Source organism: Hyphomonas sp. (genome assembly GCF_013823385.1).
Lineage (GTDB): Bacteria > Pseudomonadota > Alphaproteobacteria > Caulobacterales > Hyphomonadaceae > Hyphomonas.
Window position 1 is genome coordinate 58,832 of record NZ_PNMA01000016.1, and the last position, 26,157, is coordinate 84,988.

The following is a 26,157-nucleotide window of genomic DNA, read 5'->3' on the forward strand; positions in this document are numbered from 1 at the left end:
GTCCGGCGCGGGAGCGCTCGCGCAGGCGATGAGGAACGATGACGCAAGCAATCCAGTCAGCAGGCGGATCATGAGAAATCCTCTATTTGAACAGGCCGGGCAGCGACAGCGACAGGGCGGGAATATAGGTGATGAGCAGCAGCGACACGATGAGCGCCAGATAGAAGGGCCAGATCGTTTTCACAGCGTCTTCTACCTTGATGCCGCCAACGGCGGCGCCGACGAACAGCACCGAGCCCACCGGCGGGGTGACAAGGCCGATGCCCAGATTGAGCATCATGATGATGCCGAAATGGACCGGGTCGACGCCCACTTCCATGACTACGGGAAGAAGGATCGGCGTGGTGATAACGATCAGGGGCGACATGTCCATGAATGTGCCCAGCACAAGCAGCGTGATGTTGATGATGAGCAGGATGGCGAGCGGGTTGCGCGTGATTGAGGTGATGAGTTCTGCCAGCTTTGCGGGCGCTTCGAGCACGGCGAGGGCATAGCCAAAGGCCGTAGCGGCGCCGATGATCAGGAGGACCATGGCCGTGACCTTGACCGACTGCTGGGCCGCATCGACGAAGCGCGACCAGCCCAGCGAGCGATAAACGAAGGCGCCGACGAGAACTGTGTAGATAACGGCGATGGCGGAAGACTCGGTCGCGGTAAAAATGCCCGACAGGATGCCGCCCATGATGATGACAGCCGCCATCAGGCCGGGGACCGCAATCAGGATCGCGCGGATGAAGGCGCCCCAGCCGGGGAACTGCCCGCTGGGATAGCCCCGGCGCACGGCGACGAGCCAGGTGACGGCCATCAGGATCGCTGCCGTGACGATGCCGGGAACGACACCGGCCAGGAACAGGTCTCCGATCGGCACGCCGATGCCGGAGGCGGCCGAGTAGATGATCATATTGTGCGAGGGCGGAATGAGGAGGCCGACGATGGCGGCAGAGACCGTGACGTTGACGGCGTAGTCTGCGCCATAGCCTTTCTGCTTCATCAGGGGCATGAGCGTCGATCCCATCGCCGACGCGCTGGCGATGGCAGAGCCGGAGACAGCGCCAAACATGGTGGACGCGCCGACATTGACGAGGCCGAGCCCGCCGCGCGTGCGCCCCAGCATTGCCTCGGCCACCTCGACAAGGCGCTGGGCTATGCCGGAGCGATACATGAGGTCGCCCGCAAATATGAAGAAGGGAATGGCCATCAGCGAGAAGACGCTGATGCCACCCGCGAGGCGCTGGAAGACCACGACGAGGGGAATGTCCATCGCCAGGAAGGTGGCGATGGCGGCGCCGAGCAGCGAATAGGCCACGGGCACGCCGATGGCGAGCAGCAGCACGAGCACACCCATGAGAATGAGCAATTCCATCAGGCGGTTTCCTCATTCGGGGCGTCTGCTGCGCGAAGCCCGAGGCGCTCAAGAACCTGTTCAAGGGCGAACAGGACCATGAGCGCGCCGGAGATCGGCAGGGCGAGATAGGTGAGCCCGCGCGGGATGCCGAGCGAAGGGACGACATGGCTCCATGTGCGCAGCACGAGTTCGCCGCCCCAGATGAACATCGCCGCGCCGCAGAGGCCGACAATGGTATTGGAGGTCACCTGCATCCATTTGCGCACGGCGGGCGGAGCGGCCTCTTCCAGCGCCACGATGCGGATGTGGAAGCCCTGCCGGACGCCGGCCGCCGCAGCGAGCGCGACATACCAGATCATCAGCGTCAGTGCGGCCTGTTCCGACCAGGACGGCGTCGAGTTTAGGACATAGCGGCCAAATACCTGCCAACCGACGATGACTGTCATCAGCACGAGGCCGAAGGCCGCTGTCTTGATCAGCAGGTCTGCGGCGATGCGCGTGAAGTTTGCGAGCATACGGATCATTCCGCCTCTCCCATGGCTTCGATCTGAGAGACGAGACGTTTTGCTTGCTCCGAGACAATGTAGCGGTCCCAGACCGGGCGCATGGCGGCGGCGAAGGCGGCCTTGTCCTCGATTTCGTTGACCTCGATGCCTGAGGCCATGAGGCGGGCGCGGGAGTCTTCCACGCGCTGGTCCCACAGGGTGCGCATGTAGGGCACTGATTCCTTGGCCGTCTGGCGCACCAGGGCGCGGTCTGCCTCGTCCAGCTTGTCCCATCGGGATTTCGACATGACGAGGACTTCCGGGGCGATGACGTGCTGGGTGAGGCTGTAATACTTCGCGGCCTCGAAATGGCGCCCGCTTTCATAGGAGGGCCAGTTATTCTCCGCGCCATCGATGACGCCCTGGACGAGCGCCTGATAAACTTCGGCGATACTCATCGGCGTTGCGTCTGCGCCGAGGGCGCGGATCATCGAGACATAGAGGTCAGAGCTCGGCACACGGATCTTCAGGCCGCGCATGTCTGCCGGTGTGCGGATGGGGCGGCGGGTGTTGTAGAAGTTGCGGTCGCCGCTGTCATAGAAGCAGAGGCCGATGAGACCGTGGGGCTCCAGCGAGGCGAGGATTTCGTCGCCGATGGGGCTGTCGAGCGCGCGGCGCATATGGTCGTTGGATTGAAACAGAAAGGGCAATGCCGGAATGCTTGTCAGCGGCTCAATGGAGTTCAGCGGGGCAAGGTTCACGCGGTTCATGTCGAGGCCGCCAAAGACGGTGATCTCCAGCGTATCCTGCTCCGATCCGAGCTGGCCCCCGGCATAGATCTTGACGCCGAGCCGCCCATCGGTCCGCGCACTCAGGAGGCGCCCCATTTCCTTGACCGCCTGGACGGTCGGATATTCTTCCGGGTGCGTATCGGTTGACAGGAACTCCCGGCCCGCGCGGACGCCGCAGGCGCTGAGCCCGGCCATGGCCGCCCCCGCGGCCAGCACATGGCGGCGGCTAGGCCTTACTGGATCAGCTGAAGCTGGCATCCGCATGGGTGTTTTCCTGCCCCCGTTGGGCGCCGGTCTTTGCGACCGGCCTGATCTTTTTATAAGGTTCCATACTGGCGTTATGGTAACCGGTGTCAATACTGTTTCAGCGCTGGGTCTCAGCGTTTTACATCGAGGTTTCCGCCTGCCATGGCGGCCTCGACTTCGGCGACTCCCACGCGGTTGAAATCGCCGGGAATCGAGTGCTTCAGAGCCCCGGCAGCGACGGCAAAGTCGATTGTGTATTGCGCCGCCCTGCCCTCGATCAGCCCGTGCAATGCCCCGGCGGCGAAGGCGTCGCCCCCGCCGATGCGGTCGATCACGCCGGGCAGTTCATGCACGGGCGACACCCAGCGGCCTTCCCGCGTGACGAGTTCACCGGCGATCGCCTGATCGTCCACGGAGGATTGCTGACGGGTTGTGGCGGCGATGGCCTGAAGGCGCGGGAACGCCTCAAAGGCCGCCGCAAAGGCGGACTGGCGATCCTCAAAGCGGGCCTTCAGGATCAACGCTATGTCGCGCTCATTGATGAAGGCGTAGGTGGCGCAGGAGAGAATTTCCTTGAGGATGGCCGGGCCGTCCCCGTCCCAGGCTTCCCAGAGCAGCGCGCGGTAGTTGCCGTCAAAGGAGACGGGCACGCCTGCGTCCACAGCCGCTTTAGCCGCGCGCATGGCCGCGTCCGCGCCATTGCGTCCGATGGCGGGGGTGACGCCCGAGATGTGAAAGAGCGCGGCGCCCTGAAGGATGGATGCCCAATCGAGCGCCTCCGGCAAGGCGCTGGCAAAGGCAGAGCCTGCCCGGTCATAGGTGATGCGGGCGGGACGGCGCACGGCGCCCGGCTCAAGGAAGTAAAGCCCCATCCGGCCCGGCGCGCGGAGGACGGTATCGGTGTGAACCCCGTGCCGGCGCAGCTCGCCCAGGGCCGCCGCGCCGAGGGGATTATCGGCCACGACGCTGGCAAAGCTTACATCATGCCCGAAGGCGGCGAGCGAGACGGCCACATTTGCCTCCGCCCCGCCAACGCAGACGTCCAGCGACCAGGACTGGAGCAGGCGCTCGGCGCCCGGCGCTGTCAGGCGCAGCAGGAGCTCTCCAAAGCAGACAACGCGCGCAGGCATTCCTGATTTCCTCCCCCGGACCCGGCTTAGCGCGCGAGCCAGCCGCCATCCACGGCGACGATTGTTCCGTGTACATAATCAGATGCGCGGGAGGAAAGGAATACGGCAGCGCCAGCAAGATCGGAGGGCTGACCCCAGCGTCCTGCCGGGATGCGGGCGAGGATCTCGGTGTTGCGCTTTTCATCGGCGCGGAGGGCGTCCGTGTTGTTGGTGGCAAAATAGCCCGGCGCAATGGCATTCACATTGATGCCATGCCCCGCCCACTCATTGGCGAGCAGCTTCGTCAGGCCCGCAATGCCGCTCTTGGACGAGGTGTAGCTCGCCACGCGGATGCCGCCCTGGAAAGATAGCATGGACGCAATGTTGATGATCTTCCCGCCGGACTTTCGCGCGACCATGCCCCTGGCCACAGCCTGGGAGAGGAAGAAGGCCGATTTGAGGTTCACATCCATCACTTCATCCCACTCGGCCTCGGTGAACTCCAGCGCGTCGTTGCGTTTGATCATGCCGGCATTGTTGACGAGGATGTCCACAGGGCCGAGGGCCGCTTCTGCCTGAGCGGCCACATCACCGGCAATGGATGGCTTGCTGAAATCGGCCGGCACAAACGCAAATTTCCGCCCAAGCGCCTTGACAGCCGCTTCGGTCTCGGTGGGCACCGAGCGGCCGGCCGCGACGATGTCTGCGCCCGCTTCGGCGAGACCGACGGCTAGGCCTTGCCCAAGGCCGGTATTGGCGCCGGTGACGAGGGCGATCTTGCCTTCAAGGTTGAACATGCTGAGGTTCACGAAAGCCTCCCCTTGAGTTTCTTTGCTTGTGTGCGCCGGAAGCCCGCGATCAGGACGCGAGCACACCCTTCAGATAGTCAGACATTGCCGCATCCTGCGAGTTGGCGAAGAAGTATTCCTGGAACTTTTCACCCGAAATGGCGGTCTTCAGGAGGTCCTGATCAATCGCCTTCAGCACGGTGAGCATATCGTGGCACGAAGCTTTCTTCAGCTCACTGAGGATGCCGCGATTCTTCGCCATGACGGCGGCGCGTTCCTTCGGATAGCCTTCGCCGCGTTTGACCTCGAACAGCTTGCGGTAGCAGTCCTGCAGGTTGAGCTCAGCGGCCCAGCCGAAGCCCTTTGCGTAGGGCATGGAAATGGCGTTGCCGTCATTGATCTGGCCGAAGAGGTAAGCATCCGTCGGGTCGATGATCAGGCCGCAGAAAATGCCCGGCATCGAGTTACAGGCTAGGTTGGAGCCCATGCCCGTGCCGCAACCGGTGACAATGAAGTCGGCGGCTTTGGAGTTGATCAGGATGCCCGCGAGGATGCCGATCATCGGATAGGTCAGGTGGGCTTTGTCTTCCGGCGTGTACATGCCGTAATGGAACACCTGGTTGCCGAGCGGCTCGGCGACAGCTGTCAGCGCGTCGTGAACGATGCTGCTTTTTGCGGCCTGGCTGTTTTCAATGATGAGCGCGATTTTCATGGGGCGTTTCCTTAGCGGCGTATCATTTGGTAACCGGTGTCATAACCTCAGCTGCCGAACGCTGCAAGCCGTTATCGGCCCCGCATCCGGAAATTCGGGAGCGCCTGTCAGCCCGCCTTGCGCGGCGCAGCGGCAGAGGATTCCCGCACCACGATTTCAGGCGTGAAGCTGATCACCTCTTCAGGCTCTTTCCCCGCCGCCTGGTCGAGAAGCAGCCGCGCGGCCGCCTTGCCCATCTCGCGGATCGGCAGGCGCACGGTGGTCAGCGCCGGCCAGAGGCGGCCTGCGATCGGGGTGTCGTCGAAACCGACGATCGACACGTCTTCGGGAATCCGCAAGCCCGCCTTGCGCACGGCGACATAGGCGCCCGTGGCCATCTCGTCATTGCCCGCAAACACCGCCGTAGGGCGGCGCTTGCCATAGAGCAGGCGCTCCATCGCCTGAAGGCCAGAGTCGAAAGTATAGCCCGCCTCGATGGTCAGTTCCGGGTTGAGACTAACCCCCGCTTCGGCCAGGCCGCGCCGGAAGCCATCGCGGCGCTCATGCGCAGACCGGAAGGATTCCGGGCCGTGGATATGGGCAATGTCCGTATGCCCCAGAGCACACAGATGGCGGGCCGCCTGCGCAGCGCCCTCGCTGTCATGCGTAAGGATCATGCGCGACGGCTCATCCAGCATGCCCGACGCAATGCGCACATAGTCCACATCATTGTCGCGGAACATCTGCACCAGTTCGTCATCCTCCGACACCGAAGGCGGCAGGATCAGGCCGAAGGGCTTGTGTTGCTGAATGAACTGCTTGAGGCGGCCCGGATAATTCGCATCCGCGCGGCTGACCGGGCGCAGGACAAGCTGGAAATCGGTTTCTTCGAGCGCGTCGAGAATCCCCCGCTGCATGTTCACGACATATTGCGGGCTCGGATTGTCATAGACCAGACCGACCAGGAAGGACCGGCGCAGGGCCAGCGCGCGGGCCTGAGGGTCCGGTGTGTAGCCAAGCTCGGCAATGATGGCCTTGACGACCTCACGGGTACGCGGCTTGACGAGCGGGCTGTCATTGATGACGCGCGATACGGTCTTCTTGGACACCTTCGCTATGCGCGCGATGTCGTTGATCGTCGCCCGGCCGTGCTGCTTGAACTCAGCGGCTTCCCGCACGGCGGCCGCGAGTTCGGCTTCGAACTCAGGTCTTGATTTATCGCTCACCGGAAACCCTTGTTGGAGGATGGAATGTCCTCTTTTGCCCGGCAGTGGACATTTTGCAAGCGGCGCGCATCTTCTGCCGCTCAGGTGCCCCGGCTGCGGGCACCTGAATCGAGCGCTTCCGGAGACTTGGGCAGCATCGTCTCGAGATCCCAGAGGGCCGGATCGAAGGCCTTGTAGCTGGGCTCAACGGCCGGATAGCCGCCAACTTCCGACTGGCTGTCGATGATCTCGCCCCGCCCTTCAGCGGCGTTTGCGAACACGCGCACATCATGACTGTCGCGGTCCCACGGGCGGGCGCCCGCATTGGCCAGCACGAACCGCTCGACCGCCACGGCAGGCATTACGGGCAGTCCTGCCGGCAACGGCATCGCCTCCGGCGCGTCAATGAACTTCGCCGGGCCGGTCGTATAGCGGCCGCGCTCCGGCAACGGATTGCCCCAGCGATCAACGGCAATGTTGTCGCGCGCGTGCAGCGCCAGATCCCCATCTCCGCCAATCATCACCAGCGGCAGTCCCTCCGCGGTAGACTGGCCGGCGCGCATCACATTGCCGACAAGATCCATCTTGCCGGTTTCGAAGGGCACCTTGCCCCATTCCAGCGCCTGCAGATTATAGTGCACAGCGCGCTGGCCGGGATCGTAGATGAAATTGTTGACGATCTGTCCGTGCACACCGCCCTTGAACAGGGGGCTGCGCTCGTAATTGTGTGCATACAGATTTCCATAGATCAGGATGCCGTTGACATTGTCGTGGATCAGCGACCCCTTCGAGTGTTCGAATTTGGGGTGGGTGGAATCTGCAAGCCCTTCGGCAATCAGGTTATGGCTGTAAAGAATGTTGCGGGATGTGCCTGCGCGCCATTCGTCTGGCGTGTTGCCGGTGAAGCGGGGGCCGGAGGCGGAGAGGTTTTCGTCGACAGCCCAGGTCAGCGAGCAGTGGTCCACGATAAGATTGTGCGCGCTGAGCGTCGAGATAGAATCTTCGGCAAACCCTGAACCGCGCGGCTCGCCATTGTCGCCCGGCCGTATACGGAGATGCTGGATAATGACATCATTCGTCTTAACATCCAAACCGCCCCGGATCAGCGTGATCCCCGGCGACGGGGCCGTCTGGCCAGCAATCGTGACGTTGGGATTCGTGATCGCGATCGTTTCCTTTTCGAGGTCTATCACCCCGCCCACTTCGAACACGATGATCCGTGCGCCCTGCCTTTCAATGGCCTCCCGAAAACTGCCCGGCCCATCACTGGCCAGCGTGGTGACCCGCACGATTTCACCGCCGCGCCCACCTGCCGTGTAGGCTGACCAGTCGATTTCGGGGAAGAACCAGGCTTGCTCAGGAGCGGCAGCAACGGTTGATCCGGCCGCCGGGGACGCGCTCATCTGCGGCGCCGCAGCAAGGCTGGCGCAGCCGCCCAGAATGGCCACGAGAACCACCGCGCTGCGGCGTGCGGACCTGTGAAACTGAAAGACCATGAACTCTCCTCCATGCGGCGCTCTGAACCGGCACCTTTCCGATATTGCCCACCAACCCGATTGAGAAACCAGTTGACAGAATGAACTTTCGCGCAACTATGACACCGGTTTCCTTGTCTGTCCAGCATGCTGGGAGAGAGAGGATCAGCAAATACGGCTTGCCGCACAAAAGGGCTGCAGCCGACCAATACGGGTTCACGGGATGGTGCACGGAAATACAACCAAGGTGAGCAGTCTGGCCGCGGCAGACGCCCGCGCTGACGCCTTTGTGCGTGCCCGCCTGCAGGCCCAGCCTCTGACGAAATATCCAGGCAGCATGCCTGAAACACTGCCCGAGGCCTATGCGATTCAAAATCGCGCCATCCGCCTCTGGCCAGACATTCTGGCCGGCTGGAAAGTCGGGCGCATCAATCCCCCCTGGGACGACGCCTATGGTACGGACCGGCTCGCCGGGCCCATCTTCAGGTCACAGATTTCCCATGCCAAGGGGGCGCCTGTGGACTGCTATGTTTTTGACGGTGGATTTGGCGCGGTTGAAAGCGAAATCATTATTGTTACGCGCTGTGATGCGCCAGCTGAAAAGCTGCGCTGGACACGCGAAGAAGCCTTTGAAATCGCCGGATCAATGCATCTGGGCGCAGAAATCGCATCGAGCTGTTTTGCTGGCATAAATGATCACGGGCCCTTGGTAACGATATCCGATTTCGGGAATAATAACGGCCTCGTTCTCGGTCAGGAAATCGTCGGCTGGCGAGACGTGCCGCCGGCCAACTGGAAGATGCGGACACTGATTGATGGCAAGGAAGTTGGCCGCGCTGACGCGTCCGCAATTCCCGGCGGGCCGATCGAGTCGCTCCGTCAGCTGCTGGAGATCTCTGCCGCCAGAGGCCTTCCCCTCCGAATGGGAATGTATGTATCAACCGGAGCTGTGACCGGTGTTCACACCGCCGCCCCCGGACAAGAAGCCTCTATCGAAGCCGAAGGAATGGAGGCAATCTATCTTAGATTACTTCCGTCGCGCCCCGTTGCCACACTTGCGGCCTCTCAACCGGCCAAGCGTTGAGTTTCCCGAAATCTCAGGAAAGCAGGCAAAAACATGGACTAAAGACCAATTTTTAAATTGCTACCGGTGGCAAAATATATAATGATACCGGTGGCATTATTCGTGAACCTCCCTCAAAGAAGGGAGACGCCAGTCGAAACGACAATATCCTGGGGAGGAGACCAGACATGCGTTTCAAACAGAACAGTTTTAATTTCCGGCTGCTGATGGGAGCAGCTGCCATCGGCCTGCTTACGAACGGCCTGAGCGCAACGGCGCAGGAAGACGCGCCTTCGGACGAAGCAGAAAGCCGGCAGGAAACGGTTGTTGTGAAGGGCTTCCGCGGAAGTCTTCAGCAATCCCTTGCGGTCAAACGCGCGGAAACAGGCATTGTCGACGCTATCAGCGCCGAGGACATTGCCGACTTCCCAGACCTCAATCTCGCCGAATCGCTCCAGCGTATTCCCGGCGTACAGATTGACCGGGACGGCGGCGAAGGCCGCTCCATCAACGTGCGCGGCCTCAGCTCGGACTTCGTCCGCGTCCAGATCAACGGCATGGAGGCCCTGGCAACCACGGGCGGCCGCGATGGCCGCGCCAACCGCAACCGCCAGTTCGACTTCAACATTTTCGCCGCTGATCTGTTCAACAGCGTGAAAGTGGCCAAATCGCAGGAAGCCGCTGTCGATGAAGGCTCCCTCGGCGCAACCGTCCAGCTTCGTTCGGCCAAACCCTTCGACTTCGACGACTTCACATTCGCCACAGGCGCGCAGGCGTCCTATAACGACCTGTCGGAAGAGACCGATCCGCGCTTCACAGCGCTCATCTCCGACCGCTGGATGGACGGGCGCCTCGGCGGCCTCCTGTCAGTTGCCTATTCGACCCGCAACACATTTGAAGAGGGCTCAAGTTCGGGCCGCTTCCGGGTTCCGGCAGATGATGGCTGTGTACCGACGAGCGCCGGCGGGGTTATCACGAGCTATGTCAACACGACCCGTTGCTATCAGTCCGTTGGCACCATTACCGACGCCAGTGGAAATACGCTGACCGGCCTTGCGGCGCAGGAAGCCGCCTGGAGCGCAGCCCACCCGCGTATCCCGCGCTATGGCCGTATCAGCTATGACCGTGAGCGTCTTGGCCTTACCGGCGCCATCCAGTTCGAGCCGTGGGACGGGACGGAAATCACCTTCGACTCCCTCTACGCAAAGCTCGACCAGACCCGCAAGGAAGAGTTCCTCGAGGCCATTTCCTTTGCCCGCGAAACCGGCGTACAGGGTTTCCGCGCAGTGGACCTCGTGTCTGGCCGCGTGGACAACAACAACACACTGGTTCAGGGCACGTTCAACGATGTCGACATCCGCACGGAACAGCGGATCGACATTCTGTCGACGGAGTTCTTCCAGAACTCTATCAACATCGAGCATCAGTTTACTGACCGATTCCGGATGACAGCCATGGGCGGCGTTTCGCGCGCCATTGGCACGAACCCGCAGCAGACAACGATCTCGCTCGAAGCCTACGACATTGACGGATACTCATACGACTATTCCGATCCGAATCTGCCGGCATTCAATTACGGCTTCGACGTGACCAATCCGGCGAACTATGTGTTCTCGTCCAGCACGGCCCTGGGGGATGCCTCGATCATCCGTCTGCGGCCTAACAAGACTTTGAACACCTACGAAACAGCCCGCATCGACCTGGAATATGACCTGACCGATGTGTTCACCGTCAGCGGCGGCGTCTCGGTCAAGGAGTTTGGTTTCCGCGTCAACGAGTGGCGCAAGCCGGTCGAGGGCGTGTCAGCAACCACGCTGGCCCAACTGGCGGCCAACGGCTATACCCTGGCCGATTACACGACCACGATCAGCAATTTCGGCCAGGGCATGGATCTGCCCGCCGGAACGCCGACCACCTGGGTCATTCCAGACCTTAACGCGCTCAACAGCATCATCAACTTCGATTGTGATTGCGTAAACGAATATGGGGACTGGCGCCGCACGGTGTTTGCGGGCGAAACCCGCAGCGCAAACGAGAAATCGACGGGTGGGTATGTTCAGCTCGACTGGAGCACGGAAATTGCCTCCATGCCGTTCCGCGGTAACCTCGGTGTACGGTATGTCGAGACGGACCTCACCTCGGTCGGCATCCTGAGTGGGGCCGAAACAACAGCGAACTACAAGTACGATGACACGCTGCCGGCGCTCAACATGGTCCTCGAGCCCATTCCGGATTTCCTGGTGCGCTTCGCCGCTGCCAAGACGATGGCCCGTCCGAACCTGACGGCGCTGACGCCTGGTGGCTCGATCGACGCCAGCCCTCCGGGACTGTCGCTCACTGCGGGCAACCCCTATCTCGATCCGATCCGGTCAAACAATTACGACCTTTCCTTCGAATGGTATCCCTATGAGGAAGCCCTTTTCTCGGTGGCCCTGTTCCGCAAGGAAATCGAGAGCTTCAACCAGCGTCTGCGTCAGGACATTCCGTTCTCGGAAACGGGCTTCCCCACATCCCTGCTGCAGCCTGGCGTTTCGCCTTCCGACATCTTCGCGGTGACGACCTTCATCAACACTGAAGGGGGCGACCTGACCGGATTTGAAATCACGGCCCAAACGCCGTTCAACTTCAGCTTCATCCCGGAATACCTGCATGGCTTCGGCGCGCTCTTGAACTTCACGAAGATCGAATCTGAATTCGATTACATCGTGAACCCCACAACCGGCGCAACCGTCACACAGCCACTTGTCGGCCAATCCCCGGAATCCTTCAGCGGCACGCTCTATTATGAGCGCGGTCCTTTTGAAGCGCGGATTTCGACGACCTGGCGGGATGAGTATCTGACAACCGTTCCGGCGAGCAGCGGCAACGATGTGGAAGGCAAGGCGGCAACGCTGAACCTCGACTTCTCCGCCTCATACCAGCTGTCGGAGAAGATCGCGCTCACCTTCGAGGCGATCAACCTGACGGACGTGTATGACGAGCGCTGGATCAGCTCGGACCGTCAGAACAACCTCAACTATGAGCATACCGGCCGCGAATTCGTTCTCGGTGTACGCTACCGCTACTAACCCGAGGCATGGGTTGGGAGGCCTCTGTGCTCACTCCCTGGCGCCGTGTGCCGCGACCTGACCTGGCCTCTAAAGCCGGCGGTTTCATCCAGAAGCCGCCGGTCATTTTTTGGAGATATCTTCATGGCCGGCCTATCCAGACGCTCTGCCCTGTTGACGCTTGGCGCCCTGCCATTGGCGGCAGGTTGCGCCTCCCGAACGAGCCTGGCGCCTTCCCTTCCGATGACTGAAGCGCTTGCCCCGCCCAGCGCAGGCCGTGAAGGCCTTTTGTCCGTATCCGGAAAGGACTGGCAGCATCTGTCCTGGCCCGGCGGCTTTGAAGGCCAGCGCCGCGCCGATCTCGGCAATGGCGCCTTCCTCAACCCCGTCTTCTCTGGCGACCGGCCAGACCCCAGCGTACTGCGCGACGGCGACACTTACTACATGACCTTCTCCACCTTCGACGCCTATCCGGGCCTGACGATCTGGAAATCGAAGGATCTGGTAAACTGGTCCCCCCTAACGGCAGCCTTGAAGACACCCATTGGCTCGGTCTGGGCGCCGGAGCTCTGCAAGCATGACGGCCGGTATTTCCTCTATATCCCCGCCCGCTTCCCGGATTACCGCTCGAACTATGTGATCTGGGCCGACCGGATCGAAGGACCGTGGAGCGAACCGGTCGACCTGAAACTCCCCGGCCATATCGACCCCGGCCATGCCGTGGGCGAAGATGGCCAGCGCTACCTCTTCCTCAGCGGCGGCGACAGGGTTCGTCTCACCCCGGACGGTCTTGCGACCATGGGCGAGGTTGAGCATGTCTATGATCCGTGGCGATATCCAGACAACTGGACCGTCGAAGCCTTCGCGCCCGAAGGGCCGAAGATCACGCGCCGGGGTGATTACTTCTACATGATCACGGCTGTCGGCGGCACGGCCGGCCCGCCAACTGGCCATATGGTCATTGTGGCGCGCTCCCGCTCCATTCATGGTCCGTGGGAGGATTGCCCGAATAATCCGATTGTCCGCACGTGGTCCGCCGAGGAAAAGTGGTGGTCCCGGGGGCATGCCACCCTGGTCGAGGGGCCGGATGGTCAGTGGTGGATGGCCTATCATGGCTATGAAAACGGCTTCTGGACGCTCGGGCGGCAGATGCTTCTCGATCCGGTCAGCTGGAGCGCGGATGGCTGGCCAATTGCCGAAGGCGGAGACCTTTCCCGGCCCATCCGCATGCCCGCCCCGACAGGCAGCCACAGCCATGGTCAGGCGCTGTCAGATGATTTCAGCACAAACCGCCTTGGAACCCTCTGGACCTTTTATGATCCGGCAGCTGACGAAAGCAGCCGGTTCCAGATCACTCCCGAGGGTCTGCGCCTGGCCGCCAAGGGCACAGGCCCAAATGACGCCTCGCCCCTCTGCCTGATCGCAGGCGAACTTGCCTATGAAATCGAAGCCGACATCGAAATCAGCAATGGTGCGGAAGCTGGTCTCCTGCTGTTCTACAGCAAGCGGCTATATGCCGGCCTCGGCTTGAACGCTGAAGGCCTGGTGATGCACCGCTATGGGCGGCCGCGCCGCGGCCGCGCGCCTGAAGGGCATGGCAACCGCCTGAGAATACGCATCCGGAACGATCATCACATCGTCACGATCCATACCAGCCGTGATGGCGAAAACTGGCAGAAATACGCGGTCCAAATGGAAGTCTCAGGCTACCATCACAACACCGATGGCGACTTTCTGAGCCTGCGCCCAGCCCTCTATGCATCCGGCGCCGGGTCGGCGCTCATCCGCTCCGTCAAGTTCCGGGCTGTCTAGCTGCCCCACTGGATGAAGGGCACTTTGGCAAAGAGGGCGCGTTCATTCCCGCGCGGGTCATTGGCGGCGTAAACGCTCTCGCCAAAGATCATCGTCTCCCGCGCGGCGAGCGTATGGCGTGGCCAATGCGGGATGCCGGAATGGTTCGGGTCTCCGCTCCGGGCGAGCGAGATGAAGGCGCCGGAGAGAGCATTGGCAACCTGCAGGGCGCGCGTCCGCTCGCCGGGCATTGCGCCGGGCTTGTCAAGGTTCAGGAACGCATAACCTATATCCACCATGTGCGGCGCGCCCCAACGGCCACCATCCGCCGTCCACGGAAGATCAAACCGGTAGACCCAGCTCGGCCCGCCTTCCCGCGCCCGCGCGTCGGCCTCCTCGACTTGCCCCCGCCAGGACCGTGCTGCCGTGGTTGCCGCAAAGAAAATGCCAGCCGGCGTGCGATCAGGGTAGAAGCCGCGATAGGCCGCTGCCACTTCATGGGGATCAATGTCACAGCGTATGTGCCGGGCAAGCGCGCCGGGAAGGTCGTCCCAGCCGAGATCAAACATCTCCGGCGCGCCGCGCCCGATCAGGTTTCGCGTCTCGTCCAGCGTATTGCCAAGGATCATCGGAATGGCAGCCGATTGCGGCGGCGCATCTGGCCAGAAGGGGTGCCGTGTCAGAAGGCGCCCGTCCATTACCGGGCCGAAATAAATCTGGAACTCCGGGTTCACCGGATCGCGCAGGTCCAGCGCCTCGATGATCCGATCTGCGGGAACAGCTGCCAGCGCCGCCGCATCGCCCTGCGCAATTCCCATCCGTTCAAGGAAGGCTTCCGCTCGCCGCTTTGCATTCAGCGGGCCAGAGGCGGTCACTTGCTGCCCGCTCATGGTTGCAACCGAATGGAAAAGCCTCTGGGCAGCCGGCGCCGCCATGAGCGTCGCAATTTTTGCCCCGCCGCCCGATTGGCCAAACAGCATGACCCGGCCCGGATCGCCGCCAAAAGCCGCGACATTCTCCTTCACCCATTGGAGCGCCAGGATTATGTCCCATTGCCCGGCATTGCCGGAATTAGGATATGCCTCCGGCATGAGTTGCCCAAGTGAGAGATAGCCGAAGGCGTTCAGGCGATGATTGATCGTGATGACCACCACATCGCCGCGTGCGGCCAGCCGGGCGCCATCATAAAGCGCGTCAGACCCAGAACCGGAATTATAGGCGCCGCCATGGATGTAGAGCATCACGGGCCGGTTGCCGCCCGCGCTCGCCTCCGGCGTCCATACATTCAGGAAAAGGCAGTCCTCGGATTGATCTGGCTCACTGCCGCGTTGGGGTGAAGCGGCGCCATAATTCACGGTACGGACGGTCTCTAGCCAGGGCGCGGGCCGCCGGGGCCGTGCAAACCGCGTGGTGGCTGTGTCCGCCCCATAACGAATGCCGCGAAACACGGCCACGCCGCCTGCGTGCACGCCGGAAACGGGTCCATTGCTTGTCGCCACGACAGGGTCTTCACGCCCGCCGGCCCGCGCCGTAAGGGCGATCCCGGCGCTCCCGATGGCCGCCAGCACCGCCCGGCGGCTCACTTGCATGCGGCGCCCTCCACCGGCTCCGACAACACCCGGCAATGCCAGCTCGGATATTCCCTGGCCACCAGCCTGGCAGGCCATGTCCCATACCAGCTATATCCCGTGCGGCGCTCCGGATCGATCTGGTCGTAGCGTTCCACACGAACGCCATCCCGGTTGGCCAGAACGACGCTGTTGTCTTCCAGGTCGTAGAAACGGGCCCAGAGTGGCGGCGCCCCCGGATCTTCCACCAGCCGCCGGTCAAAATCCGCATCATGGAACTGGTATTCCGTTGTCTGATCGAGCGTTACAGTCTCAAGACGAACGCCTGTCAGCTTCACCCACTCAAGCCACTGCGCGGCGCCCTTCACACTCGCGATGATTTCGGGCGACGGCGCCTCGATGGACATCAGATAGCGCAGGATCGCCACCGTTTCTTCCGAGACCATTCCCGGCAATTCAAAGCTGCGCCCGCCCATCGGCTGCAGCGTGACGGGGTCATACTGCCCGGCCCAGCCGGCCAGCGTCTCGCCCTGGCGCACCTGAAGTTTCAGAAGGCAGGCCTCGCCGCGCGCTAAGGCAGCGGCCGCCTGCGCCCGCGTTTCTTCGTCAAACCCGTCCATCGGCGCGCGCGCTTCGGCAATCCGCCGCAGCAGTGCCAGCGGCCCCGAAAACACTTCATCAGCCACCGTGATGCGCCCCTGATAGGCCGACTGCGGAGGAAGCGTGTGGGGCCAGCCACCACAGGATTGCATCTGGTTGGCTAGCAGGTAGTCCAGCCCGCGCTGCGCGCCTTCCAGGTAACGCTTGTCTCCCAGGCGGGCATGGGCGCCCATCAGATATTCGATCTGGGTATAGACATTTCGGTTGTCGAAGCTGCCGCCTGACTCCGCCTTCTCTGCCCTCAGCGCTTCAATATCGGCCGGCGTCAGCACCTGCAGCGGATCACGGTTCTGCACCCAGCCGCCATGATCGCGCTGGAGCAGTAACAGATTGTCCGCAATTGCCCTTGTGTCGGCGGGGTCATGGCGCGGATAGTCCTGCCCGCGCTTCATCTGCCAGTGATGGATCGCGTCCTGGAACCCGTCGAGCGGAAGGGGCGCCTCGGCAAGGGCCGCGCCCGCAAAAGTCAAAACTGCGCCAGCCGCAAACAGAGCGCGCAGGGCTGCTTTCCCCGATTTCCCGATTGGCATCCCGGCCTTCCTCCATTGCGGCTATGTTGCCGCTCCGGACAGAAAATGACACCGGTGACATTTTGCGTCAAGAGACGTGACCCGACCCTGGGTGGAGCCCTACTCGGCCGCCACCATCTGCCCGGCGTCATCCTTGCGGACGGCGCGGCGGATCACATCGAAATAATCCCGCGAGATGCAATCGGCGCCCTCATAATAGCCGCGCTCGGCCAGCAGCATGTGCAGCTTGCGCAGATTATAGGGCGGGATGTGCGCGAAGAGGTGGTGTTCCAGATGGAAGTTCACATTGTTGGGCGCCACGAAAACGCGCTGCCAGAAGGGGGCGAGGGTCGTGCCGGTATTCAGGCGCGCGTCGCGGCTGGTGCGGTCCAGCGCCGTGCCATGCTCGCCGATCTGGCGCAGGCGCACGATGGCCGGATAGACGAAAATCTCTGCCGCCCACCACATCAGATATGCCCAGGGCGCGCCCGCCAGCGTCAGTACACTGAGCAGCAGAATGTGAAAGGCAAGCCAGGGCCAGTTCCGCGACAGCCGGAAGCTGCGGATCTTGCGCAGCGTGTCGCGGTATCCCGTCTGGCCGGTGAGATCGCGCACGAATTTGCGGCGCAGGCTTTCGGCCGGAACCGGATAATTCTTCACGAAGATGATGTCGGGATCGTCGGGCGTGCCGGCATACTGGTGATGTTTGAGATGGTAGGCCCGGTAGGCGGCCAGCGAGATGTTCATCGGCGCGCCAACGATCCAGTGGCCGACAAACTCGTCCACCGCCTTGCTCTTGAAGAAGGCGTGGTGGGCGCAGTCATGATTGATGATGCCGAGGCCAAGCTGGCGCCCGCCCAGGATGAGGATGCCCAGGAGGATGGTGAAGGGGTTTGGCCACACGATGGCGATCGCAAACGCCGCCGCAATCAACCCCCAGTTCCACACAAGGGTTGCCAGCGCCTTTACATCGGATTTCTGCCGCAGCGCATTCAGGTCGTCTTTTGACAGGACGTCGGAAATCTTGGCTAAAGACTGCATGCACGGCCTCCCATTATGTGTTCTGAAACCCTTATTACCTAAAATGACGCAATGAGTCAATTCTCGTATCATTTCGCCCCGCTTCCGGTGGAGGCCCTGTCGGCCCGCGCGCTGATCCTGTCGCTGATCGCCAGCATCGGCACCGGCCGGCAGATGATTGCCGGGCTGATCCATGCCGGCGCGCTGTTCGGCATCGAACCGGCCACCATGCGGGTGGCGGCCACGCGGCTGCTGAAGGAGGGTCTGCTGGAAAGTCCCGAGCGCGGCCTCTACGTGCCCGGCCCCCGGGCGCAGGCGCTGACCCGGCGCGTGCAGCAATGGCAGGATGTGGCCGCCAAGATGGTGCCCTGGAATGGCGACTGGCTGGTGGCGATGACCCATCCGCTGGGCCGCCGGGACCGCAAGCAGCTGCGCAACCGGGAGCGTGCGCTTGCCCTCTTCGGCTATCAGCAGGCCGAGGCAGGTCTCTGGGTGCGTCCGGCAAACCTCGCCCGCGCCCTGCCCGATCATCAGCAGGATCTCACCGGCATCGGCGCCGATGAAACGATGCCGATTCTGCGTGTTGCTGAAAGGACTGCGCCCGGAATGCAGGACTGGGCCGGGCTCTGGTCTGCGGCAGACCTCGAACACTCCTATCAGGCAGCCATCCGTGCCATGACGGAAAGCCTTGAGCGCCTGCCCCGGCTCAGCCTGGCTGATGCGGCGCGGGAGACGCTGCTGACCGGCCAGGCGGTGATCCGGGCGATCAACTTCGATCCCCTGCTGCCGCCTGAGCTTGGCAATCAGAAGCTGTTCCTGGAAATGGTCGATGCGATGCGCGCCTATAATGAGCGGGGGCAGGATTGCTGGCGGGCCTACAATGCGGCCGTCCCCTCCGAGGCCTGAATACCTGACGGCCTGGCTGTGCCATCATGAGACAGATGGAAACTTCGTTTGACTTCCGGGCATAACAGGCGCATAGGCCCGCTTGTTAAGGCGGTTAAGCTGCCTGGGCGGGTCTGCGTGAGCGAGCAAGTCAGAGTAATCTGAAACGTTCCAGACCCTTCCTTAGAGACAATTCACCCCACGTCCTGAATCACGCCGGGCCGTTATTTGCCCCCTCGCTGGCTGCCGTCCGTGCAGTTCCGGCGGCTTTCTGACGAAAGACTTCATGTCCGATTTCCAATCCCTCGGCCTCACCGGCCGTATTCTCACTGCGCTGACCAAAGCTGGCTACACCGCGCCGACCCCCATTCAAGCCCAATCCATCCCCCTCGTCATTCAAGGCCGCGACATTGTCGGCCTCGCCCAGACTGGCACCGGCAAGACGCTGGCCTTCGCGGCGCCCATCCTTGACCGCCTCAGCCGCAATGCTGGCCCGGCGCCCGTGCGCGGCGCCCGCGTTCTGGTGCTTGCCCCTACCCGCGAACTGGCTGGCCAGATCGCCAAATCCTTCGAGACCTATGGCGCGGGGCTGAACCTCCGTATCGTGATGGTCTGCGGCGGCGCCAAGATCGGCGGCCAGATCCGCCAGCTTGAGCGCGGCGCGCATGTACTGGTGGCCACCCCCGGCCGCCTGATCGACCTCATGGAGCAACGCGCCGTGTCGCTCGACAAGGTGGAAACCCTGATCCTCGACGAAGCCGACCAGATGCTGGACCTTGGCTTCATCCACGCCCTTCGCGCCATCGCCAAGAACGTGCCTTCCAAGCGCCAGACGCTGTTCTTCTCGGCCACCATGCCGAAAGCCGTCGAATCGCTGGCAGCAACCTTCCTGCGCAACCCGGCAGAGGTTTCTGTCGCCCCGCCCGCCACAACGGCTGGCCGCATCGAGCAGCGCATCTGTTTTGTCGAGCAGGCTGAAAAACTCTCCCTGCTGGTCGAAAAGATCCGCGATCCGGAGCTGCGCTCGGCCATCGTCTTTACCCGCACCAAGCATGGCGCCGATGGCGTGGTAAAACGCCTTGCCAAGGCCGACATCGACTCCGTTGCCATTCACGGCAACAAGAGCCAGGCCCAGCGCCAGAAAGCCCTCGACGCCTTCAAGGCCGGGCGCGTGCCCATTCTGGTGGCCACCGATATTGCCGCCCGCGGCATTCACGTCGACGGCCTCACCCATGTCATCAATTACGACCTGCCGGATGTGCCCGAACAGTTCGTACACCGCATCGGCCGCACGGCCCGTGCCGGCAATTCCGGTGTGGCCATCTCCTTCTGTTCGAAGGATGAGCGCCCGACGCTCCGGGCCATCGAAAAGCTGACTGGCCTGAAGCTTGCGCCGGCCGGCGTGAGCCTCCCGGACGAGCCCCTCCGCAAACCCGGCAAGCCGCAAGGCAATCGCGCCGGCAATGGCGGCGGTGGCCGCAGTGGCGCCCGCAGCGGCGGTTATCAGGGCGGCCAGCCCTCCGGTTCGCAGTCTGGCGGCGGCCGGCCTCATCGCAAGGGCCCGCCCGGTGGCGGCTCGAACGCATCCGGCCAGCAGTCCCAGCGTTCTTCGGGCGGCGCGGCGCGTCCTCGCCGTTTCAAGGAACGCGCAGACGCCTGATCTGCCTGCGGCAACAGCCAGAATAGAGGAAGCCCCGGCAGCGATGCCGGGGCTTTCTGACTCCAGGGCCCAGGTCTCCGGCGCCCCCTTCCTTGCAGCGCAGGGCGCGGATGGCTAACACCGGCCCGCCTGCCCCGCTTTTCCGCCTTTGCCGAGGACGCCGCCATGACCCTTCCCATCCGCCTGGATATCGCCCCCCCGCTGGCCGAAATCGTGCTCAACAAGCCCGAACGCCGCAACGCGCTCTCGGTCGACATGTGGGCCGCGATCCCTGGCCTGGTGGCAGAGGCAAACGCCAATCCGGAGGTGAAGCTGATCCTCCTGCATGGCGGCACGGCCGGCGCCTTTGCGGCGGGCGCCGACATCTCCGAATTTGAAACCATCTACGCCACCACAGACGCCGCCAGGGCCTCCGGCCAGCATATCGCCAACGCGCTCAATGCCATCGAGACCAGCGAAAAGCCGGTGATTGCCGCGATTGAAGGGGCCTGCGTCGGCGGCGGCGTCAGCCTCGCCATGGCGGCAGACCTGCGCGTGGCGGGCGCGGATGCGAAGTTCGGCGTCACCCCCGGCAAGCTCGGCCTCGTCTATCCGGCGGGCGACACGCGCCGGCTCCTGGCCGCCATCGGCCCTGGCGCCACGAAAGACATCCTCTTCACCGGCCGCATCTTTGCCGCCGAAGAGGCTAAATCTATCGGCCTGATCGACCGTCTCGTTGCGCCCGGCACAGCCCTCAAATCTGCCCGGGCCTGGGCCGGCGAGATCGCCGCGGTCTCCCAATGGTCCGTCCGCGCCATCAAGCGCATGATCCGTGGGCTGCAGACTGGCTGGACGGAAGATACCGAAGAGGCCCAGGCCCTGTTCCTGCACGGCTTTGCGAATGAGGATTTCAGGGAAGGCTACAAGGCCTTCCTCGAAAAACGTGCCGCAAGCTTCACCTACCGTTGAACTGCCGGCCACCCGGCCTGTTCCCTCTTGCAGCCCTGCGGCAATGGCGGGCTTTCCATATGACCCAAATTAAGACATTTTGGATGCGACTCGCTTTACCTGAGGAGGTCTGATCGCGCTCGTGGTGTTCGGCAAAAAACCTGGTACGCCGATCTCGCCGGAGCGCATGTCGGCCGCTCTGCGCACCAACGCGCCTGCAGATCAGTCCAAATTCGTCCGCCGCGCCCCCCGCGCTGACCGCCAGTCAACCTGGGCGCCCTGCGTTCTGGTGTGGGAGCCCAAAGGCCGCGAGGAAGGCGTCTGCATAGACATCTCCGAATCCGGCGCCCGCATCCGCTTCCGCAACAAGCCCATGATCCCGGCAAAATTCCATTTCGTCTCCGCCAAGCTCGGCATCAACACCCCGGCCGAATTCATCCGCCAGGACGGCCAGGACATCGCCATCCGCTTCACCAGCTGAGCGTTCCCGCTTCCAGCGTCTGGCGTCTCACTCAAAGGCAATATGAAACCCGGGGACACCGAGGGTCTCAAGGAAAGTCCGGGCGTTGAAGACTTTGCCAGGCGCGGCCGCACCGGCATAGCCGGCGCCGCCCCTCAGCAGTAGCCGGGCTGCTTCGCAGACCAGCGGCGCAGTAAAAGCGTAGATGTCCTTTCCCGTGGCAAGTGCCGTCCGCGTCTCAGCCTTGCTCGTCACCCGAACCTCTGTTGCGAATACCTGCGCAGAGCGGCCCAGCTCATCGGCGGGCTGAGGCGGCGGTGTCAGCGGATCCCGTATATCCTGCAGAGCCTCCGCATTGAGATAGGTATGCAGGGTCTGCACGTTCAGATGCTGAAGGATAAGCGGCACCTCTGAGAACGGCACCTCAAGCGACCGGCGGGCATTGAACGGGGGCGGAAAGTCCCACTCCCTTTCGGCTGGCGGCTGAGGGAGGGGGATAAGACACCCGTTCCGAATGACCAGACGCTGAGCCGTATTCCGCCGGCCTGTCTGCCGGGTCCCCTCTGTCGGATGCCAGCTGTCCAGGGCAATGCCGATGGAGACCTCCTCGATGTCGCGCCAGCCATCCGCCGCCGCCGTCACCATGAGGTCGAGAAACCCGCCAAAGAAGGCCATGGCCGGCATGACGGTCACCCCCGCCTGCGCGGCAGGGTGATCAAACATGGCCAGCGTGTTTGCAGCGCTGGCCTGCTCAGCCGTCACATCCAGATAGTGAAGGCCTGCCGAAATGGCCGCCGGCGCGATAACCCCCGCCGTATCGAGAAACGGGCCCGCGCAGTTGATGACCGCGCCGGCGCCCTCAAAAGCGCGCTCGAACGACTGCGGATCGTCCAGCGATGCAAGCCGGGTTTCAACGCCGCGGCTGGCGAAACCCGCAGCTTCCAGTTTGCCCGCGTCCCGCCCGATCGCCACGGGAACCAGCTTCCGCCGCAGTAGTTCGTCCACCACAAACCGCCCTGTCAGGCCTGTCGCGCCGTAGACGGCCACCTGTTTGGAACCGGACAGCTTGGACTCAGAAAGCATGGCAAACCCCTCGATACAGACCTGTCTGTTTTAATACGAACAGGTCTGTAGCGTGTCAAACCGTTTCCGGCTAAGACATGGTCCCATCAGGAAAGGAAGCCCCATGCCAAAACGCTCCGCAGCGGACACCTCCCCGCAGGCCGATGTCCGGGAGCGCATTCTGGAGACGGCCTCCTCCCTCTTCTACGAGCTGGGCGCGCGCGCGGTCGGCGTGGATCTCGTGGTCGCCAGGGCAGGCGTCGCCAAGACGAGCCTCTATCGATATTTCCGGACGAAGGACGATCTCGTCGCCGCCTTCCTTCAGCGCGAAGACGAGGATTTCTGGGCCAAGTGGGACAGCGTCGCGGCGCAGCACCCCGGCGCGCCTCTGCGGGAATTGGAAGCCCATTGCGACTGGATCGGCGAGCGGCTCGCCCGGCCCGGCTATCGCGGCTGTCCCCAGCTCAACATCGCCGCCGAGTTTCCTGACGAAACCCATCCGGCCCGCCAGGTCGCGATCACCCACAAGGCGGAGCTCCGGGCACGCCTTGAAAGCCTCATTGCCGAGATGGGCATCCGGCCCGCCAGCCGCGTTGCCGGCCAGGTTGCCCTGCTCATCAACGGCGCCTTCGTCAGCGCACAGATCCTTCAGCCGGATGAGGCGTCAGACCTGCTCAAGCAGGCCGTCATGGCCATCCTCAACGCCCAGGCGCCGGCCCCTCCGGTGTGACACTCGCGAGTGTTCTAAGCGCCGTTAGGCCACACGGCGCGAAACGGGAGCAAGGCCACCCCCGCTTGCCTGGCCCGGCGCGATCTGGAATGCGGCCACAGCCTGCGCCAACGCCCCTGCCTCCGCCTGCAGCGACTGCACGGCAGCGTTGGTCTCCTCGAAAATCGCCGCGTTCTGCTGGGTTGCCCGGTCGAGTTCGCTTGTGGCAGACGAAATCTCCTTGATCCCAGTGGCGGTTTCGTTTGCCGCGGTCACGATCTCGCGGATTTTTGAGGTCACATCGGCCACGCCTGACACGATCTCCTGCAAGGCAGAACCCGAAGAGCGCACCAATTCGACGCCGCGGTTTACATTGCTGGCGGAAGTCTGGATCAACTTGGCGATCTCTCCCGCCGCTTCCGAGGACCGGTTGGCGAGCGCCCTGACTTCAGAGGCGACCACCATAAATCCGCGCCCGGCTTCCCCAGCTCGGGCCGCCTCGACCCCCGCATTCAGAGCCAGCAGATTCGTCTGGAAGGCAATTTCCTCGATCACCTGCAGGATATTGCTGATCGCGTCGGAAGACGAACGAATTTCGTCCATGGCTGTCACGGCGTGGGAGACGATCGTATGGCCGGCGCTGGCGCGCATGGAGATGCTTTCGGCCGACCCCTGCGCGTTTTCCGCCGAGCCTGCAGCAGAACGGACAGAGGCCGTCATCTGCTCCAGCGCCGCCGCCGTTTTCTCCAGCATGGAGGCGCTCTGCTCTGTTCGCCGCGCCAGATCATCCGCCACTGCGGCGATCTCGCGAGAAGACATGTCAACCGCTACGGAGGACTCAGAAATTCCGGAAAGGGTAAGACGCAAGCTTTCGGCTGTCGCGTTGAAGCTCTTGGCGATATCGGCAAATACGCCATGATAATGCCCGGGCATGCGATACGTCAGGTCGCCTTTGGCAAGGCGCACCAGACCGTCGCTCACGGCACTGAGGCCTTCATTCGCAGAGATGCCTATCTTGTTCACCCCTTCGCAAAGCTGGGCGAAAACGCCTTCCTTGTCATCGGTGCGCAAGCGGCGGGAGAAATCCCCCATCGCGCAAGCCTCGACGACGGAGGCAATTTCAGCCGCCGCGCGACTTTCAGCCTCTCGCCGCTCCTCCGCTTCCTGCCGCTGCAGGTCAGCGGCCTGACGCTCGGTTTCCGCGCGTTGGGCCTTCTCCGCCATTTCGGCCCGCTCGCGGTCCGCGTCCGCCGCGCGGCGGGCGGCCTCCCGTTCAGAGGCCTCGCGCGCTTCGGCCTCCAGGGCCTGGCGCTCGGCATACGCATTCCGGAAACTGCCCAGGGTGTCGCGCAAATCACCAAGCTCGTCGTCCGCATCCCAGTCCGGGATAGGTGTATCGAGTTTGCCCGCCACAAGCGCCTTCATGCCGAGCGTGACGTCCTGCAAACGCCGCACCAGGCGCGCTTCCACAATCCGGTAACCGGCAAGCATGATCAGAACCAGGGCGACCGACACGGCAGCCACCGCGAAGATTGCGATCACACGCGACCAGAAGAGGCCCGCCAGCCCAGCCTCCATCTGCTTGCGCAGGTCAGCCTCGGCACGGCCTGATATGGTGACAAACTCCTCATAGGCAGCGTCGAAGCGTTCATCGGCGGCGGCGCGCTCTTCACTCACAAACAGGGCCGTCTCACGCCGCTCTGCGGCGAGGGCAGCAAAACTTTTCATGTCGGCAGCGATCGCGTCAAACTCGGCCACACCGCTCAACCGGCGGGCCTGCGCCAGCTTTTCAACCGCCAGGTCAAATGCCCCAAGCGCCGCGCCGAAGTCTTCACCGGCATCGCCACTGAGGGATTCCTCGACGATCAAATGCCCCAGCGCCGTCTGATACAGCGCCTCTCCGATCACCTGCTGGACAGCCGCTGACTGTTCCAGGCCCGGTCTTTGAGCAAGGTTTTGAAGCCGCCCTGTAATGCTGTCAAACAAGGCATCAAACGACTCGTCCGCACCCGAACCAGCCGTCTGATCGAGAGAAAGGCTTGCAAGCCGCTTGTCCGTCTGAAGCCGCAGATCCTGCAGCTGTTCGCGCGCTGCCGAGATTTCAGCCCTCACCAACCTGGAAGTGGTCGGGTGGTAGGCGGCGCCATCGACTTCTCCGCCCTCGACAATCGCTGTCAGCAGCCGGTCCGTGCGATCATAAAGGGCTGTAATCTCTTCTGGCTGCTCGGAAGTATCGCCCCCCATGATCTCCTCCACGAGGAGGTGGGCTTCCGCCACTGCCAGGCGAATCTTCAGGGTTGCCTGTGACAAGGGCGCGATGTCCCGCCCGAGCTTCAGCCCCGCATGGGCAAGGTAGAGCGTGGCCAGCATACTGATGACGGCGCCCACCAGGGCGACAGCCAGAAACAAGCCGAAACCACGTCGCGCCTGTGTGGCAATATCATGTCTCTTCACGGATTTTCCCCCGGTGCCGTTCTACATATGAATTCCAATTAATTTAGGTTTGCTTAAAGTCCGTGCGCGGCCAAAAGGAGCAGGGGCACCCAAGAGATTGGCTCAAACCATCAGTACCCCGCCTATACGTCCACCGGCCACCTGCAGGGCCACCCCTGACCCGCCCTCTGCCTTTGAAAACCAGTCAGGGCGCGGTCAGACAAATGT

General features: G+C 62.9%; 21 protein-coding genes. 8 read left to right on the forward strand and 13 right to left on the reverse strand.

Annotation, left to right across the window (positions count from 1 at the left end):
* Positions 1-82 precede the first annotated feature (82 nt).
* The 8 genes from C0456_RS11075 to C0456_RS11110 form a co-directional block, all read right to left on the reverse strand.
* Positions 83-1,363, reverse strand: coding sequence for a TRAP transporter large permease (locus tag C0456_RS11075; RefSeq protein WP_291051789.1), 1,281 nt, complete (start codon positions 1,361-1,363; stop codon positions 83-85).
* On the reverse strand, positions 1,363-1,869 hold the full coding sequence (locus C0456_RS11080) for a TRAP transporter small permease (protein ID WP_291051792.1): 507 nt from the start codon (positions 1,867-1,869) through the stop codon (positions 1,363-1,365). Before C0456_RS11080 ends, C0456_RS11075 begins: the two co-directional genes overlap by 1 nt.
* The gene (locus C0456_RS11085) at positions 1,866-2,879 is read right to left on the reverse strand and encodes a TRAP transporter substrate-binding protein (protein ID WP_291051794.1); all 1,014 of its coding nucleotides are present in this window, start codon (positions 2,877-2,879) and stop codon (positions 1,866-1,868) included. The genes C0456_RS11080 and C0456_RS11085 overlap by 4 nt, the downstream gene beginning before the upstream one ends.
* 119 nt (positions 2,880-2,998) lie before the next feature.
* Positions 2,999-3,997 (reverse strand): sugar kinase, encoded by a 999-nt coding sequence (locus C0456_RS11090; protein WP_291051796.1) that lies wholly within the window; start codon positions 3,995-3,997, stop codon positions 2,999-3,001.
* Between the two features lie 26 nt (positions 3,998-4,023).
* On the reverse strand, positions 4,024-4,785 hold the full coding sequence (kduD, locus tag C0456_RS11095) for a 2-dehydro-3-deoxy-D-gluconate 5-dehydrogenase KduD (protein ID WP_291051799.1): 762 nt from the start codon (positions 4,783-4,785) through the stop codon (positions 4,024-4,026).
* A gap of 49 nt (positions 4,786-4,834) precedes the next feature.
* A complete protein-coding gene (locus C0456_RS11100) occupies positions 4,835-5,476 on the reverse strand; it encodes an RpiB/LacA/LacB family sugar-phosphate isomerase (protein WP_291051802.1) in 642 nt (213 codons plus the stop codon).
* A gap of 107 nt (positions 5,477-5,583) precedes the next feature.
* Entirely contained in the window at positions 5,584-6,681 is a 1,098-nt protein-coding gene (locus tag C0456_RS11105) for a LacI family DNA-binding transcriptional regulator (protein WP_291051804.1), read from the reverse strand.
* 80 nt (positions 6,682-6,761) lie between these two features.
* Positions 6,762-8,156: a pectate lyase gene (locus C0456_RS11110; RefSeq protein ID WP_291051807.1), complete on the reverse strand. Its 1,395-nt coding sequence runs from the start codon at positions 8,154-8,156 to the stop codon at positions 6,762-6,764.
* A 226-nt stretch (positions 8,157-8,382) separates the two neighbouring features.
* On the opposite strand from C0456_RS11110, the gene C0456_RS11115 reads away from it, so the two are divergent.
* The 3 genes from C0456_RS11115 (at position 8,383) to C0456_RS11125 (ending at position 14,057) form a co-directional block, all read left to right on the forward strand.
* Complete coding sequence (locus C0456_RS11115; RefSeq protein ID WP_291051810.1) at positions 8,383-9,219, forward strand: hypothetical protein; 837 nt, start codon at positions 8,383-8,385, stop codon at positions 9,217-9,219.
* 167 nt (positions 9,220-9,386) lie between these two features.
* Entirely contained in the window at positions 9,387-12,266 is a 2,880-nt protein-coding gene (locus tag C0456_RS11120; RefSeq protein ID WP_291051812.1) for a TonB-dependent receptor, read from the forward strand.
* Between the two features lie 123 nt (positions 12,267-12,389).
* Positions 12,390-14,057 carry a family 43 glycosylhydrolase gene (locus C0456_RS11125; protein ID WP_291051815.1) on the forward strand — a complete coding sequence of 556 codons (1,668 nt, stop codon included), beginning with the start codon at positions 12,390-12,392 and terminating at the stop codon, positions 14,055-14,057.
* Here the strand turns inward: C0456_RS11125 and C0456_RS11130 are convergent.
* From C0456_RS11130 to C0456_RS11140, 3 genes are all read right to left on the reverse strand, one after another.
* Positions 14,054-15,625 (reverse strand): carboxylesterase family protein, encoded by a 1,572-nt coding sequence (locus C0456_RS11130; protein ID WP_291051816.1) that lies wholly within the window; start codon positions 15,623-15,625, stop codon positions 14,054-14,056. The two genes, C0456_RS11125 and C0456_RS11130, sit on opposite strands and share 4 nt — an antisense overlap.
* Positions 15,616-16,794 carry a pectate lyase gene (gene pelA, locus C0456_RS11135; protein WP_291051818.1) on the reverse strand — a complete coding sequence of 393 codons (1,179 nt, stop codon included), beginning with the start codon at positions 16,792-16,794 and terminating at the stop codon, positions 15,616-15,618. The genes C0456_RS11130 and pelA overlap by 10 nt, the downstream gene beginning before the upstream one ends.
* Before the next feature lie 99 nt (positions 16,795-16,893).
* Entirely contained in the window at positions 16,894-17,814 is a 921-nt protein-coding gene (locus C0456_RS11140) for a fatty acid desaturase family protein (protein ID WP_291051820.1), read from the reverse strand.
* Positions 17,815-17,865: 51 nt separating this feature from the next.
* On the opposite strand from C0456_RS11140, the gene C0456_RS11145 reads away from it, so the two are divergent.
* The 4 genes from C0456_RS11145 to C0456_RS11160 all read left to right on the forward strand — a co-directional run bounded on the left by C0456_RS11145 (position 17,866) and on the right by C0456_RS11160 (position 21,746).
* Positions 17,866-18,699, forward strand: a complete 834-nt coding sequence (locus tag C0456_RS11145) for a hypothetical protein (RefSeq protein WP_291051824.1) — start codon at positions 17,866-17,868, stop codon at positions 18,697-18,699.
* A 265-nt stretch (positions 18,700-18,964) separates the two neighbouring features.
* A complete protein-coding gene (locus C0456_RS11150) occupies positions 18,965-20,338 on the forward strand; it encodes a DEAD/DEAH box helicase (protein ID WP_291051826.1) in 1,374 nt (457 codons plus the stop codon).
* A 165-nt stretch (positions 20,339-20,503) separates the two neighbouring features.
* A complete protein-coding gene (locus C0456_RS11155; protein WP_291051829.1) occupies positions 20,504-21,286 on the forward strand; it encodes an enoyl-CoA hydratase-related protein in 783 nt (260 codons plus the stop codon).
* A gap of 121 nt (positions 21,287-21,407) precedes the next feature.
* Positions 21,408-21,746: a PilZ domain-containing protein gene (locus tag C0456_RS11160; RefSeq protein ID WP_291051832.1), complete on the forward strand. Its 339-nt coding sequence runs from the start codon at positions 21,408-21,410 to the stop codon at positions 21,744-21,746.
* A gap of 27 nt (positions 21,747-21,773) precedes the next feature.
* Here the strand turns inward: C0456_RS11160 and C0456_RS11165 are convergent, their stop codons facing one another.
* Complete coding sequence (locus tag C0456_RS11165) at positions 21,774-22,808, reverse strand: saccharopine dehydrogenase NADP-binding domain-containing protein (protein ID WP_291051834.1); 1,035 nt, start codon at positions 22,806-22,808, stop codon at positions 21,774-21,776.
* 103 nt (positions 22,809-22,911) lie between these two features.
* On the opposite strand from C0456_RS11165, the gene C0456_RS11170 reads away from it, so the two are divergent.
* On the forward strand, positions 22,912-23,517 hold the full coding sequence (locus C0456_RS11170; protein WP_291051836.1) for a TetR/AcrR family transcriptional regulator: 606 nt from the start codon (positions 22,912-22,914) through the stop codon (positions 23,515-23,517).
* A 24-nt stretch (positions 23,518-23,541) separates the two neighbouring features.
* On the opposite strand, the gene C0456_RS11175 is transcribed toward C0456_RS11170, so the two are convergent.
* On the reverse strand, positions 23,542-25,950 hold the full coding sequence (locus tag C0456_RS11175; protein ID WP_291051839.1) for a methyl-accepting chemotaxis protein: 2,409 nt from the start codon (positions 25,948-25,950) through the stop codon (positions 23,542-23,544).
* Positions 25,951-26,157 lie beyond the last annotated feature (207 nt).

What these genes read in the sequence shown, in the direction of transcription:
- pelA (WP_291051818.1), bottom strand. Translation starts at nt 16,794, where the DNA reads ATGCCAATCGGGAAATCGGGGAAAGCAGCCCTGCGCGCTCTGTTTGCG.
- C0456_RS11075 (WP_291051789.1), bottom strand. Translation starts at nt 1,363, where the DNA reads ATGGAATTGCTCATTCTCATGGGTGTGCTCGTGCTGCTGCTCGCCATC.
- C0456_RS11150 (WP_291051826.1), top strand. Translation starts at nt 18,965, where the DNA reads ATGTCCGATTTCCAATCCCTCGGCCTCACCGGCCGTATTCTCACTGCG.
- C0456_RS11130 (WP_291051816.1), bottom strand. Translation starts at nt 15,625, where the DNA reads ATGCAAGTGAGCCGCCGGGCGGTGCTGGCGGCCATCGGGAGCGCCGGG.
- C0456_RS11090 (WP_291051796.1), bottom strand. Translation starts at nt 3,997, where the DNA reads ATGCCTGCGCGCGTTGTCTGCTTTGGAGAGCTCCTGCTGCGCCTGACA.
- C0456_RS11125 (WP_291051815.1), top strand. Translation starts at nt 12,390, where the DNA reads ATGGCCGGCCTATCCAGACGCTCTGCCCTGTTGACGCTTGGCGCCCTG.
- C0456_RS11145 (WP_291051824.1), top strand. Translation starts at nt 17,866, where the DNA reads ATGAGTCAATTCTCGTATCATTTCGCCCCGCTTCCGGTGGAGGCCCTG.
- C0456_RS11155 (WP_291051829.1), top strand. Translation starts at nt 20,504, where the DNA reads ATGACCCTTCCCATCCGCCTGGATATCGCCCCCCCGCTGGCCGAAATC.
- C0456_RS11085 (WP_291051794.1), bottom strand. Translation starts at nt 2,879, where the DNA reads ATGCCAGCTTCAGCTGATCCAGTAAGGCCTAGCCGCCGCCATGTGCTG.
- C0456_RS11140 (WP_291051820.1), bottom strand. Translation starts at nt 17,814, where the DNA reads ATGCAGTCTTTAGCCAAGATTTCCGACGTCCTGTCAAAAGACGACCTG.
- C0456_RS11170 (WP_291051836.1), top strand. Translation starts at nt 22,912, where the DNA reads ATGCCAAAACGCTCCGCAGCGGACACCTCCCCGCAGGCCGATGTCCGG.
- C0456_RS11100 (WP_291051802.1), bottom strand. Translation starts at nt 5,476, where the DNA reads ATGAAAATCGCGCTCATCATTGAAAACAGCCAGGCCGCAAAAAGCAGC.
- C0456_RS11165 (WP_291051834.1), bottom strand. Translation starts at nt 22,808, where the DNA reads ATGCTTTCTGAGTCCAAGCTGTCCGGTTCCAAACAGGTGGCCGTCTAC.
- C0456_RS11120 (WP_291051812.1), top strand. Translation starts at nt 9,387, where the DNA reads ATGCGTTTCAAACAGAACAGTTTTAATTTCCGGCTGCTGATGGGAGCA.
- C0456_RS11080 (WP_291051792.1), bottom strand. Translation starts at nt 1,869, where the DNA reads ATGATCCGTATGCTCGCAAACTTCACGCGCATCGCCGCAGACCTGCTG.
- C0456_RS11110 (WP_291051807.1), bottom strand. Translation starts at nt 8,156, where the DNA reads ATGGTCTTTCAGTTTCACAGGTCCGCACGCCGCAGCGCGGTGGTTCTC.